11 protein-coding genes are annotated in these 12733 nt (G+C 65.8%); 4 read left to right on the top strand and 7 right to left on the bottom strand.

The window, feature by feature from the left end:
- Positions 1–40 precede the first annotated feature (40 nt).
- Together astD and astB are read left to right on the top strand one after the other, a co-directional pair.
- Positions 41–1510: a succinylglutamate-semialdehyde dehydrogenase gene (astD, locus tag DOM32_RS06215; protein ID WP_110632305.1), complete on the top strand. Its 1470-nt coding sequence runs from the start codon at positions 41–43 to the stop codon at positions 1508–1510.
- Positions 1511–1524: 14 nt separating this feature from the next.
- Positions 1525–2889 (top strand): N-succinylarginine dihydrolase, encoded by a 1365-nt coding sequence (gene astB, locus DOM32_RS06210; protein ID WP_110632434.1) that lies wholly within the window; start codon positions 1525–1527, stop codon positions 2887–2889.
- Between the two features lie 16 nt (positions 2890–2905).
- On the opposite strand, the gene DOM32_RS06205 is transcribed toward astB, so the two are convergent.
- Entirely contained in the window at positions 2906–3922 is a 1017-nt protein-coding gene (locus tag DOM32_RS06205) for an SDR family oxidoreductase (protein ID WP_110632302.1), read from the bottom strand.
- A 203-nt stretch (positions 3923–4125) separates the two neighbouring features.
- Positions 4126–5325 carry an MFS transporter gene (locus DOM32_RS06200; RefSeq protein ID WP_110632299.1) on the bottom strand — a complete coding sequence of 400 codons (1200 nt, stop codon included), beginning with the start codon at positions 5323–5325 and terminating at the stop codon, positions 4126–4128.
- Between the two features lie 156 nt (positions 5326–5481).
- Here DOM32_RS06200 and DOM32_RS06195 point away from each other — a divergent pair, with 156 nt between their 5' ends.
- Both DOM32_RS06195 and DOM32_RS06190 read left to right on the top strand, forming a co-directional pair.
- A complete protein-coding gene (locus DOM32_RS06195) occupies positions 5482–6018 on the top strand; it encodes a TetR/AcrR family transcriptional regulator (RefSeq protein ID WP_110632296.1) in 537 nt (178 codons plus the stop codon).
- Positions 6019–6172: 154 nt separating this feature from the next.
- Positions 6173–7498 carry an MFS transporter gene (locus tag DOM32_RS06190; RefSeq protein WP_110632293.1) on the top strand — a complete coding sequence of 442 codons (1326 nt, stop codon included), beginning with the start codon at positions 6173–6175 and terminating at the stop codon, positions 7496–7498.
- 37 nt (positions 7499–7535) lie between these two features.
- Here the strand turns inward: DOM32_RS06190 and DOM32_RS06185 are convergent, their stop codons facing one another.
- The 5 genes from DOM32_RS06185 to DOM32_RS06165 form a co-directional block, all read right to left on the bottom strand.
- The gene (locus DOM32_RS06185) at positions 7536–8900 is read right to left on the bottom strand and encodes an amidase (RefSeq protein ID WP_110632290.1); all 1365 of its coding nucleotides are present in this window, start codon (positions 8898–8900) and stop codon (positions 7536–7538) included.
- Positions 8897–9580: a DUF2848 domain-containing protein gene (locus DOM32_RS06180; protein WP_110632287.1), complete on the bottom strand. Its 684-nt coding sequence runs from the start codon at positions 9578–9580 to the stop codon at positions 8897–8899. Before DOM32_RS06180 ends, DOM32_RS06185 begins: the two co-directional genes overlap by 4 nt.
- A gap of 45 nt (positions 9581–9625) precedes the next feature.
- Complete coding sequence (locus DOM32_RS06175; protein ID WP_110632285.1) at positions 9626–10906, bottom strand: TRAP transporter large permease; 1281 nt, start codon at positions 10904–10906, stop codon at positions 9626–9628.
- A complete protein-coding gene (locus DOM32_RS06170; protein ID WP_071232774.1) occupies positions 10906–11496 on the bottom strand; it encodes a TRAP transporter small permease subunit in 591 nt (196 codons plus the stop codon). The genes DOM32_RS06175 and DOM32_RS06170 overlap by 1 nt, the downstream gene beginning before the upstream one ends.
- A 67-nt stretch (positions 11497–11563) precedes the next feature.
- Positions 11564–12592, bottom strand: coding sequence for a TRAP transporter substrate-binding protein (locus DOM32_RS06165; protein WP_244179824.1), 1029 nt, complete (start codon positions 12590–12592; stop codon positions 11564–11566).
- Positions 12593–12733 lie beyond the last annotated feature (141 nt).

Below are 12733 nucleotides of genomic sequence, written 5' to 3'. Positions count from 1 at the left end.
CGCGGCTCGCGGCTTACCAACCAATCATCAGGAGCGACATATGCACGCCAAACAACAACTGCTGATCGACGGCCGCTGGATCGAGGGCGCGGCGGCGTGTTTCGACAAGCGCGATCCCGTTTCGGGCGACTCGCTGTGGCAGGCCGCGGCGGCGTCGCCCGAGCAGGTCGACGAGGCGATCTCGGCCGCGCGGCGTGCGTTTCCTGGCTGGGCGCGCCGTCCCTTTGCCGAACGTCAGGTGATCGTCGAGCGTTTCCGCGATGAGCTGGAAAATCACCGCGAGCCGTTGGCCCGCAGCATTGCCCACGAGACCGGCAAGCCGATCTGGGAGGCGCGCACCGAAGTAGGCGCGATGATCGGCAAGGTGGCGATCTCGTTGACGGCCTATCACGAACGGACCGGCGAGCGCGCCCGGGACGCCGGTGGCACACGCGCCGTGCTGCGTCATCGTCCGCATGGCGTGCTGGCGGTCTTCGGCCCCTACAACTTTCCGGGCCATCTGCCCAACGGCCACATCGTGCCGGCGCTGCTGGCGGGCAACTGCGTGGTGTTCAAGCCCAGCGAACAGACGCCGATGACCGCCGATCTGACTCTGCAGTGCTGGGAGCGGGCGGGCCTGCCTGCCGGCGTGATCAACCTGGTCCAGGGTGCGGCGGAAGTGGGGCAGGCGCTGGCGGGCAACGCCGATATCGACGGGCTGCTGTTCACCGGCAGCGCCAAGGTCGGCGGGCTGTTGCACCGCCAGTTCGGCGGCCAGGTCGGCAAGATCCTGGCGCTGGAGCTGGGCGGCAACAACCCGCTGGTGGTGAAGGACGTGCGCGATCTCGACGCGGCGGTGCTGACCATCGTCCAGTCGGCGTTCCTCTCCGGCGGCCAGCGCTGTACCTGTGCGCGTCGCCTGATCGTGCCGGAAGGGGAAGCCGGTGATCGACTGATCGAGAAGCTGGCGCAGGTGCTGGCTGAACTGCGGGTGGCCGAGCCGTTCAGCGAGCCGGCGCCGTTCTATGCCGGGCTGGTCAGCCCGCAGGCGGCGGAAGGCCTGCTCGTGGCGCAGCGCGATCTCGAAACCCGTGGCGGACGCGTGCTGGTACGCATGCAGTCGCTGCAGGACGGCACCAGCCTGCTCTCGCCCGGGCTGGTCGATGTCACCGGCTGCGACGTGCCTGACGAAGAGCACTTCGGCCCGCTGCTCAAGGTCCATCGCTACCAGAACTGGGACGAGGCGATCAAGCTGGCCAACGACACCCGCTACGGCCTTTCCGCCGGCCTGATCGGTGGCGACCAGGCTGACTGGGACGACTTCCTGCTGCGGATTCGCGCCGGTATCGTCAACTGGAACCGCCAGACCACCGGCGCTTCCAGCGACGCGCCGTTCGGCGGCATCGGCGACAGCGGCAACCATCGCCCCAGCGCCTATTACGCGGCGGACTACTGCGCCTATCCGGTCGCCTCCATGGAGGCCGATACGCTGGCGATGCCCACGGAGCTGCCGCCGGGGGTGACCCTGTGAGCAGCGCAGCGGACATGACGGCCGAACAGGACGTGCGCGAGGTCAATTTCGACGGTCTGGTCGGCCCGACCCATAACTACGCCGGACTGGCCCACGGCAACGTGGCCTCGATGCGCCACGGCGGGCTCGCGTCCAACCCGCGCGAGGCCGCGCTGCAGGGTCTGGCCAAGATGAAGTCGCTGATGGACGCCGGCTACGCCCAGGGCGTGCTGCCACCACAGCAGCGCCCGGACCTGGGCGCCTTGCGGGCGCTTGGTTTCCAGGGGGACAACACCCAGGTGCTGGCGCGGGCCGCCAGGGAAGCGCCGCAGATCCTGCGGGCGGTGTGTTCGGCCTCGTCGATGTGGACCGCCAACGCCGCCACCATCACGCCGAGTCTCGATGCGCCCGACGGTCGCGTTCACTTCACGCCCGCCAACCTGCAGTCGAGCTTCCATCGCTATCTCGAGCCGGAAACCACGGGCCGCGTGCTCGCCTCGATCTTTCGCGACGAACGCCATTTCGCCCATCATCCCGTGCTGCCGGCGACGCCGGCGTTCTCCGACGAGGGTGCCGCCAATCACACGCGCCTTTGTGGCGAATACGGCGATGCCGGCGTGCATCTGTTCGTCTATGGCCGTCAGGCCTTCGGCGGCGAGCGCGCCCCCAGGCGCTATCCGGCCCGCCAGACGCTGGAAGCGAGTCAGGCGATCGCACGCCAGCATGGCCTCGAGGATGCCCGGGTCGTCTTCGCCCAGCAGCATCCCGACGCCATCGACGCCGGTGTCTTTCACAACGACGTGATCGCCGTAGGCAACGGGCCGGTGCTGCTCTATCACGAGATGGCGTTTCTCGACGAGGAGAAGACGCTGGACGCGCTGCGCGAACGAATGACGACGCCACTCATCCCGGTGCGGGTGCCCAGCGAAGCGATCAGTCTCGAAGACGCGGTATCGACCTACCTGTTCAACTCGCAGTTGCTGTCGAATCCGGATGGCAGCATGACGCTGGTGGTACCGGGGGAGTGTCAGGAAAACGAATCCGTCTGGCGGACGATTCAGGACCTGCTGCTGGCGGGCTACAACCCGATCAGCGAGGTAATGGTCAAGGACGTCAAGCAGAGCATGCGCAACGGCGGCGGCCCCGCCTGCCTGCGTCTGCGGATCGTGCTGTCCGCGGCCGAGCGTCAGGCGCTGAGCGGGCGGGTGCTGTTGAACGACGCGCTCCATGCCGATCTGGTGGGCTGGGTCGAGCGGCACTACCGCGACAGCCTGACTCCGGACGACCTGGCCGACCCCCGGCTCGCCGACGAGACGCTCACGGCGCTCGACGAGCTGACTCGGCTGCTCGGCATCGGCAACGTCTATCCGTTTCAGCGCGAGTCGACAGAACGCGCGTAACGAGACGCCTGCCTGGTCAGAACCGTCGACGCCGGCTCAGCGCCGCGAGGCCGAGCAGTGCCCCCGCAATGACCGTCGTGGTGATGACAGGGTGCATCGAGGCCTCGGTGTAGAGGCTGGTCTTGGAAACATGATGCGGGTAGTTCCCGCGCTCGCGCATCTCGGTGCCGGGTTCATGTAGCGCAAATGACTGGCGATGCTCCGTACGCCCGGACTTCTGCTGATCGATCATCATGCCGCCCATGAGGCGATCGGTCAGGCGCGGCGCGAAGTAGTCGAGCATTGCGATCGCCTTGCTGCCGCCCCCGGCACGAATGTCGCGTCGGGGATGAACGGCGCAGTGCAGGATCGCCTTGGCGACGATGCTCGGCTCGTAAAGCGGCGGCGGCAGGCTGGGCTCCTGCTCGAGCAGGTTGTGGGCATGTTCGGCATAGGGCGTGGCGATGCTGCCGGGTTTGACCAGGGTGACCGAAACCGGGGCGCCCAAGGCTTCCAGCTCCACGCGCAGCGAATCGGTGAAGCCCTTGACGGCATGCTTGGAGGCGGAATACATGCCCTGAATCGGAATCGCGCGATCGGACACCAGCGAACCCAGATTGATGATCGCGCCGCCATGGCCCGCAGTGCGTGTGGAGAGATAACGCGCCGCCTCCAGCGAGCCGTGAACGACGCCCCAGAAGTTGGTCTCGAACAGCTTGCGATGGTCTTCCAGCGGCACATCGAGCATATAGCCGTAAAGCGACGCGCCCGCATTGTTGATCCAGGTATCGAAGCCTCCGAAATGGTTGAAGGCGGTCTCGGCGATGCCGTGTACCTGAGCGGGATCGCCCACGTCAGCCACGGCATGAACCGCCTCCGCGCCACGTTGGCGAAGCTCCTCCACCAGTCGAACCAGCGTATTCTCGTTACGTGCCGATACCACGAGGCGCGCCCCCCGATCGGCGGCCATGCGCGCCGTGGAAAGCCCAATGCCGGAGGTCGCGCCGGTAATCACGACGACCTGATCTTCGAGCTGCTTCAGCCTGATACCCATGTCGCTCTCCTTGCCGGCCCTTGACGCATCGCGCTCGTGCCTGAGCGAAGTCCGTTTCGGGACCTGTTCCGAGGTCTGTTCCAGGGTCTATTTCGGGGTCTGTTCTGGAAAATAACTCTCTACAGCATAGAAGGCGGCAGGGGATTGCAAAGCCAAGGCATGCCCCGGCTTTACCGAGAGCAATGAAAGGGAGAAACCGTGCGTCAGTCGTCCGTCAGCTTGACCATCTTCGGCCGGCCGATCAGCACGCCGGCCACGCTCTGGCCGGCCAGCAGCACGATCAGGAAGATCAGCGACAGCTGCCAGTCGCCGCTCAGCCCGTGCAGCGCGCCGAACAGCAGCGGCCCGCTGGCGCCCATCAGGTAGCCGATACTCTGGGACATGCCCGACAGCATCGCGGCGTGCTGGGGCTGACGGGTGCGCAGCACGATCATGGTCAGCGCGAAGCTGAAACAGCCGCCCTGGCCGGCGCCCAGCAGCAGCGCCCACAGCAGCGGCGAGGCCGTGGGCGCAAGCAGCAGGCCGAACAGCGCCAGCGCCACCAGCGAGCAGAGCCCCAGCACCAGCAGGCTGTGATGGGTCAGCCGCGATGCCAGGCGAGCAACGATGTAGCTGCCCGGAATGCTGGTGAGGTTGATCAGCGACAGCATGATCCCGGCGGTCGCCACGGGAACGCCGGCCTGGATCGCCACCGCCGGTACCCAGGTCTGCAGCGTGTAGAAGCTGAGCGACTGGGCGCCCATGAACAGCGTCAACATCCACGCCACCGGACTTCTGAACAGCCGCGACATCGGCGGCCGGCGCGTGGCGGCCGGTTCTTCGGGCGCCAGCGTGAGCGCCACCCGCCACCACACGATGGCGGAGCCGATGCCGAAGGCGGCCCATAGCCAGATCGGCGTGGACCAGCTTCCGGAGAGATTCATCAGCGGAATGGCGCTACCGGCACTGATCGTGGCGCCGACGCCCATCATCACCGTGTAGAGCCCCATGGTGCGGCCCAGGCGGTCGCCGCGATCGCGCTTGACCAGGCTCGGCATGAACACATTGCCGAAGGCGATGCCCAGCCCCGCGCACAATGTCCCCAGCAGCATGACCGTCAGACTCTCGACGCCACGCAGCACGCCGCCGAGGGCGATCAGCGTGATCGCGCAGGCGATGGCGCGGTCGAGGCCGACGCGATCGGCGAAGCCCGGCGCCAACGGCGAGAGCAACCCGAAGCAGAGAATCATCCCGGTGGTGAACAGGCTCGCCGTTCCCGCGCCGATGGAGAGCGTCGACATGATCGGATCGAGTACCGGCCCGATGACGACGATCGGCGCACGCAGATTGATCGCCGCCAGACCGAAGGCGACGAGCCACAGCCAGGCCGGTAGCGGGGGACGAGAGATCGAGGCTGACGACACGGGGAATGATCCTTCGCTGAATGGGCCGGCATTTTACCATCGTTGATCGGCGTATCGGTGCTGACGAGGTTCACCACCCGTTGGCTGCGCGAGGCACGTCAAAGTCGAAGCGATTGGTGCTTGCGCGTGTAAAGTGATCGTTTTACATTGGGTGTCATGGATATTCGCACACGACTCATCTCGACTGCCGAGCAGCTGTTCGACCGGTACGGCTTCACCGCCACCGGGATGGACCGGCTGACGCAGGCCGCCGGGATCTCCAGCCGCACGCTCTACAAGCACGTCGGCAGCAAGAACGGCCTGATGGCCGTCGTCCTGAACGAGCGGGACCGTCGCTTCCATCGGCTCGTCGGCGCGGACAATATCGACGCGCTGTTCGATGCGCTGGAAATCTGGTTCGCCCAGGAGGGGGCGCGGGGCTGCCTGTTCCTGCGAGCCTGGGGCGAAACCGGCGGTAGCGTACCGGAGATCGCCGAGGCGATGGCGCGACACAAGCAGCGACTGCGGCAGCGAATCGACGAGATCGTGGTGGCGGAGATCGGCCGGCGCGACGACGAGCTGGCCGAAGCGATTCTGCTGCTTTTCGAGGGCGCGACCCATGCAGCGACCTATCGCGGCGGCGCGGCCGTCGACGGTGCGCGGCGTGCCGCCCATCGATTGGTCGAGACCGCACGGGCGCCTAGACGCCGCTAGCTGGTCATGTCGTTCGACGAACGGGCCGACGCCAGGGTCGGCGAATTTTTTACGCCCGTAATGAAAACGACCGTTTTACATCTGTTCGGACTTCGACTCCGGCAAGCCGGCTTCCCAGTCTCGCGACGGTGAATGCTCGAATGGAGAATGCCTCATGAATCGCTCGGAAATGCGCCTGGTCCTCGCCGGCACACTGCTGACCGGCGTCAGTTATGGTTTGGCTCGCTTTGCCTACGGACTCTTTCTGCCCAGCATGCGCGAGGATGTCGGTCTCGGTCCGGCCATTGCCGGGATCATCGGTAGCGGTGCCTACGTCGGCTACTGTCTCGCCATCGTGGCAAGCGCGCTGCTGGTGGAACGTCTCGGGGCGCGCCGGGTGGCGATCGCCGCGGCTCTGGTTGCCGCAGGTGGCATGACGATCGTCGCCATCAGCACCAGCGCGCTCTGGCTGGCCGGCGGCATCCTGTTCGCGGGGCTGAGCACCGGGCTGGCATCGCCGCCCATGGCCCAGGCCGTCTCGGCGTCGATCGCGCCCGCTCGGCAGGGGCGTGCCAATACCGTCATCAATGCCGGCACCAGCCTGGGTGTTGCCGTTTCCGGGCCGGTGGCCTTCATCGCCACGGGGCAGTGGCGACTCGCCTACGCTGCGTTCGTCGTCGCCGCACTGCTCAATGCGCTGCTGCTATTGATGACCATGCCGCGAGCGAATGCTGGCACCGGCCGCCAAGCCGATTCACCACAAGAAGAGCCTCGTGGCGGTCTCTGGCGCCCGCGTGCGCTGATGCTCGTGGTCGCGGCCACCAGTACGGGCCTGGCCAGCGCCGCCTACTGGACCTTCTCGAGCGAAGCCGTGGTCATGCTGGGCCACTTCGATCAAGCGATGACCAATATCGTCTGGATCCTGATCGGTGTCGCCGGGCTGATCGGTAGTTTGGCGGGGGATTTGGTCAAGCGCCTCGGCCTCAACGTCACTCATCGTGCAACGCTGGCCGCGCTTGCGCTCTCGCTGGGTTTGCTTGCGCTGATCCCATCCAGCCTGCCGGCGGTGCTCTTCTCGGCCGCACTTTTCGGTGGCGCCTACATCATGCTCACCGGTGTCTACCTGGTGTGGGGAATCCGGCTCTACGCGGACCGACCCGCCATCGGTCTTGGCCTGCCGTTTCTGATGATCGCCGTGGGCCAGATCGTCGGCTCGCCGCTGGCCGGCTATCTGATCGGCAGCCGGGGGTACGCCTTCTGCTTCATCGTCTTTGCGCTGATCGCTCTGGCGACGATGCTGGTCGGATATCGCCCGCACGAAAAGCAGGACAAGCGACAGGAGGAAGTCGTGGTTGCTCCAGGCGCTTGCCGGAAGCCCGTTTCGTCAGCAATGTCGGGCTCTCCGGTCCCTCGCTTCTACATGCCGGCCATGCCGCCGCTGGGGTTGATGGACAGGATCGGCCGCAGCGTCGGCGACTGGCTCCGTTCGGTCAGGCGCTGATGCCATCGCGGGAAGCCCGGGGGCTCCCCGAGGCGACTCACCCTTCCAGCATCGCCTCCACGATGCAGGCGTGCTGCAGCAGCGCCTCGTCGCCGCCCTGGGGGCGAGACAGCATCAGGCCGATAGGGAATTCCGCGCCTGAAGGGAAGTAGGGCAGCGAGATCGAGGTGGCGTCGAGATAGTTGAAGACGCTGGTGTTGCGCAGCGCCAGCCGATTCGCGCGCTGAAAAGCGGCGGCATCGTTCTCGAGTTCGGCTCGCTTGGGCGGCAGCGTCGCGACGGTGGGCAGCAGCACCGCGTCGAAGCCGGCCATCTCGACTTCGAAGCGGCGCTGCCAGCCCGCTCTCGGCCACAGGCGTTGGAGATAATCTGCGGCGCTGATGTCCCGACCGCCGTTCAGGCGCTCGGCGATCAGCGGATCGTAGTCCGCCTCGGCACGCGCGAGCTGTTCGCGGTGCAGCGCTGCCGCTTCCGGCACCACCAGACCGCCCTGCTGATTGATCGCCAGCGCGCCGTCGACGGCCGCGAACGGCAGGCGCTCGACGTGGCATCCCTTGGCTTCGAGGGCAGCCACGGCTGCCTCGAGACCGTCACGGACCGCATCGTCCAGTTCGCCAAGCAGGCCGCCTTCGGCAATCGCCAGCCGCAACGGTCGCGGCGTGGCATCCAGCGCCGGCATCGGCCGGTCGGCGAGTATCGACCACAGCCGCGCGCAGCAGTCGACGCTGGGCGCGATCGGGCCGACGCAATCGAGGCTCGGGGCGAGCGGGTAGGCGCCTTCGCCGGGAATGCTTTCCTGACTTGGCTTGAATCCGGTCAGGCCGCAGAACGCGGCAGGAATGCGCAGCGAACCGCCGGTATCGCTGCCCAGTGTCGCCGCGGCCAGGCCGAACGCCACCGACGCGGCGCCACCGGAGGTCGACCCACCGGTAATGCGCTCGGCATCGAAAGGATTGGGCGGCGTGCCATAGTGCTGATTGAGCCCGAGCCCCGAGAACGCGAACTCGCTCATGTTGGTGCGTCCGGTTAGCAGCGCCCCGGCGCGACGCAGACGGGCAACCGAGGGCGCGTCCCTCTCGGCCGGTGCGCTGTCACCCAGCACCCGTGAAGCGGCCATGGTCACCTCGCCGCGAACATCGAACAGATCCTTAATGCTGATCGGAGCGCCGCCCAGCGACTCGCTCGGGTCGACTCGCGTCAGCCGGTCGCGCAGCTTGTTGGCATCGAACTCGATGAAGGCAGAAGTGGCGACGTCGGTCTGCGACTGCGCCCGCTCGATCAACGCCTCGAGCGCCTGGGCGGGCGTGAAATCGCCAGCATCGACTGCCGCCTGCCAGTCATTCAAGCGGCGCTGATGCGGCGGGCGGGCCCAAAACGCGCTGGCGGCATCGAGCTGGCTCATTGCGCCACCTCGAGTTCGATGACGGTGTAGCTGTGGCCCAGACGACGATTCAGGACCGGATCGTTGAGCATCATCGAGAAGCGCGGGCTGGGTCGAATGCCACCGATGGCCGGCACCGTGCCGCACAGCAGCAGGGTGTTGGGCGCCAGCGACTGCCCCTGCTTGAGCGCGTCGGGCAGTTTGGCCAGCAGCGTATCGACATCCAGCAGCTCGGCGAGCGTGCCTTGTTGATAGGTGACGGTCTGGCCGTTTTCTTCGATCTCGCTTGCCAGTTCCAGCGAATCCCAATGATCGCGGACCTCGTCCAGTGCCCAGGCCTGTCTGGCGACCGGCTTGGCGCAGAGCTGCTTGGATTCGGCCACGCCGACGGCTTCCAGCTTGCGGTCGGTGTGATCGGAGGCGAGCGTTACCCACAGGCGGCCGTTGCTATCGCTGACCAGACAGACTTCGGCTTCACCGGAGCCTTCGCCGCCCAGCATCTCGACGTTCTCGGCCTGGGTCAGTAATTGCGCGCTGGCGCGGTAGAACAGCGGCACGCTCGACGGCGGCTTGACGCCGAGCTCGGCCAGCTCCTCGATGTGGTGCTGGACGCCGGCCTGGTCGCGGCCGGCCCAGCCGGCGATCGCCAGACGTTGTGGAGTGACGGTGAGCGTGTCTTCAGGCGTTTCGAAAGTCAGCATGAGATAGGTTTCCGGATTCGATGAATAAGGTTTACAGCGCGCGGATCATAGTGAGTCGGGCAGCCACAGCGCGATACTGGGGAAAGCCACCAGCAGGGCGGCCATCAGCAACATGGCACCGATGAACGGCAGGGTGCCGACGATCACGTCCGAGAACGGCTTGCCGCGCCGGGCGGCCTGGACGATATAGAGGTTGAGTCCCACCGGCGGCGTGATCAGCGCCATCTCGACGAACAGAATCATGACGATGCCGAACCACACCTTGTCGAAACCGGCGGCGGCGATCAGCGGCGTCACGATCGGAATGGTGATGACCATCAGCGACAGCGTTTCGATGAAGAAGCCCAGTACGATGAACAGCGCAATGACCGCCAGTAGCAGCCCATAGGGCGAGAGGTCGTAGGTGTTCAGCAGTGTCGTCAGTTTCTGGACCAGCCCCGACGAAGTCAGTGCGAAATTCAGAAACGAGGCCGCCAGAATGATGAATAGCAGCATCGAAGTCGTCTTGACCGTGCCGTCCAGCGCGGCCACCAGCATTCGACGATCCAGACGACGATTGGCCGCCGCCAGCCCCAGCGAGACGATGACGCCGACGGCGGCCGCTTCGGTGGGCGTGGCCCAGCCCAGGTAGATCGAGCCGACGATTACGATGAATAGAATCAGCAGCGGCGCCAGGAAGGCTAGGCTGCGCAGCCGTGCGTCCCAACTGGCGACGTTGCGCGGGCCGCCGAGGCTCGGCTTCCACCAGCACATTACCAGTGCCACGGCCATGAACAGCAGCGACAGGCCGAGGCCGGGAACCAGCCCCGCCATGAACAGCTTGGGAATCGACGTTTCGGTCAGGAACCCATAGACGATCAGGTTGATCGACGGTGGAATCAGAATTCCCAGCGTACCGCCGGCGGCGATGCTGCCGCAGAACAGACGGGGATCGTAGTTAAGCTTGTCGCCCTGTGGCAGCGCCACGGTGGAGATCGTCGCGGCGGTGGCGACCGAGGAACCCGAGGTGGCCGAGAACAGCGCGGCGGTGGTGATGTTGGCGTGGATCAGCCCGCCCGGCAGCCACGAAAGCCAGTGATCCATGGCGCGATAGGCCTTCTCGGCGATGCCGGCGCGGACGATGATCTCGCCCATCAGCACGAACAGCGGAATCGCGATCAGCAGGAATGAGTCCGCCGCCGACCACAGGTTCTGTCCCAGCGCCTTGGTCAGCGGAAAGAACGAGAAGAACTGGTCGACACCGAAGGCGAGCAGGAACAGCGTGACCGCGACCGGAATGCCGGCCAGCAGCAGCATCAGAATGCCGACCGAGAGAAATCCGAGCATCAGCGTGACTCCTCTGAAAGTGGCGCTTCGGAAAGTTCGCCGTTATCCATGCCGGCCAGCGCATCGAGCGTCGCCGTGTCCCGCTGGAACAGCGCGACCAGCACTCTCAGGCCCATGACGCTGGTGGTGAAGGCGAACCAGCAATAGCCCGCGGCCCACAGCAGTTGAGGAATCCACAGTGGTGTGGCCAGTGGGGTGTTGGCGGTCGAACCGTTGGCGAGGGACTTGGCCAGCACCGGATAGGCGTTCAGCGCGATCATCCAGGCCACCAGATTGAGTGCCAGCAGCGACACGATGTTGAGAGTGTGCTGCGACAATGGCGGCAACCGGCCGTGAACGACATCGATGCGGATGTGCGCCCGCTCGAGCAGCGTGTGGGAAATCCCCCAGGCCGAGAGCACGGCCAGCACGTAGCCCGAATACTCGTGGACGCCGGAGAGCGAATGGCCGGCCAGCTTGCGCAGCAGGATCTCCACACCAATGAAGATGACCACCGCCAGCAGCGCGAAGCCGATCACGCGGGCGGCGAGCCGCGACAGGCCGCGAGTGAAACGCACCAGCCCGTCCAGCCCCTGAATCAATGCAGACATGGGAAGTTCCTGTCCATCGAAGGTAACGATTCACACACACCGGCNNCGGTGTGTGTGAAAGCGGTCGTCAGGGCGTCTCGGCCTGCAGGCCGACGATCTTGCCGACGCCGGCGTTCCACTGCTCGAGCGTTTCGGCATCGACGCGACCGGCCCAGGCGGGCAGCACGACGTCTTCGAGAGCCTGGTGAGCACGATCGATATCGGCCTGGGTCGGCTTGACCAGCGTCATGCTGGCCGGCTTGCCGGATGCGCACTGGCCCTGTCCCGTCAGGCAGGCAATGCCACGTTGGGTTTCGGTCTTGGAATTCGCCCACACCGGCGCGGTGAACTGCTTGTCGACCTGCTCCTGGATCAGCTGCTGTTCGTCCGCGCTCAGGCTGTTCCACTTGTCCTGGTTGACCGCGGTGATGACGTAGTCCCAGCCGCCAATGGGCAGCGGCAGCATGTGGCTCGAGACGTCGTACCAGCCGGCGCTGTAGCCTGACATCGAACCGGTCACGGCGCAGTCGATCACGCCGCGCTCGAGCGATCCCGGCACTTCGTTGAACGCAATGTTCAGGCTCTGAGCGCCGAGGGCTTCGAGGAATTCACCGGTGGAGCGGCCGCTGCCACGTACCTTCTTGCCTTCGAGATCGGCAAGGCCCGAAATCGGCGTGTTGCAGAACAGGACCTGGGCGGGGTAGGGAACGATGGCCAACACGTGGCTGTTGAAACGCTCGTTCATCGTCTTCTCGGCGATGGGGCGGAAGGCATCCGCCACCGCCCGGGCCTTGTCGGTTTCGGTCGCCATCATCGGCAGGTCGAGACCTTCGAGCTCCGGCGCATCGCTGACGGTGTAATCGCCCACCGTCATGCCGACATCGAACAGTCCGTCGCCGAGATAACGGAAGACGTCGCCGCTGGCGATGCCCATCTGGTCGAAGCTGGTGACCTGGGTGGTGATATCGCCATCGCTGGCTTCCGGCAGCGTCTCGCTCCAGAACGGCTGCTCGAACTTCTGGTGCAGCTCCAGGCTGCCCCAGCTGCCGACGACATTGAGTGACGTTTCCGCCACTGCCGAGGTGGCAACGCTGGCGCTGAGTGCGGCGGCAATCACTGCGGCCGCGGTGCGGGTTCGACGGAGAGGTTTTGCAGGGTTGCAGATCATGATGGTGAGCCTCGCTATTGGCATTCGTTGTTGATGTTGTGTCGTACTATCGACGTTGCGTCGAGAATCGCCCGTTTGGCTCGGGCTAGC

It is taken from the genome of Salinicola salarius (genome assembly GCF_003206135.1).
GTDB lineage: Bacteria > Pseudomonadota > Gammaproteobacteria > Pseudomonadales > Halomonadaceae > Salinicola > Salinicola salarius.
Note: the sequence above shows the minus strand (reverse complement) of the source record. Positions and strands in the feature narration are given on the sequence as shown.

Excerpts from the sequence above, each read along its gene's own strand:
- DOM32_RS06190 (WP_110632293.1), top strand. The coding sequence starts at position 6,173 with ATGAATCGCTCGGAAATGCGCCTGGTCCTCGCCGGCACACTGCTGACC.
- DOM32_RS06170 (WP_071232774.1), bottom strand. The coding sequence starts at position 11,496 with ATGTCTGCATTGATTCAGGGGCTGGACGGGCTGGTGCGTTTCACTCGC.
- DOM32_RS06205 (WP_110632302.1), bottom strand. The coding sequence starts at position 3,922 with ATGGGTATCAGGCTGAAGCAGCTCGAAGATCAGGTCGTCGTGATTACC.
- DOM32_RS06195 (WP_110632296.1), top strand. The coding sequence starts at position 5,482 with ATGGATATTCGCACACGACTCATCTCGACTGCCGAGCAGCTGTTCGAC.
- astD (WP_110632305.1), top strand. The coding sequence starts at position 41 with ATGCACGCCAAACAACAACTGCTGATCGACGGCCGCTGGATCGAGGGC.
- DOM32_RS06185 (WP_110632290.1), bottom strand. The coding sequence starts at position 8,900 with ATGAGCCAGCTCGATGCCGCCAGCGCGTTTTGGGCCCGCCCGCCGCAT.
- DOM32_RS06175 (WP_110632285.1), bottom strand. The coding sequence starts at position 10,906 with ATGCTCGGATTTCTCTCGGTCGGCATTCTGATGCTGCTGCTGGCCGGC.
- astB (WP_110632434.1), top strand. The coding sequence starts at position 1,525 with ATGACGGCCGAACAGGACGTGCGCGAGGTCAATTTCGACGGTCTGGTC.
- DOM32_RS06180 (WP_110632287.1), bottom strand. The coding sequence starts at position 9,580 with ATGCTGACTTTCGAAACGCCTGAAGACACGCTCACCGTCACTCCACAA.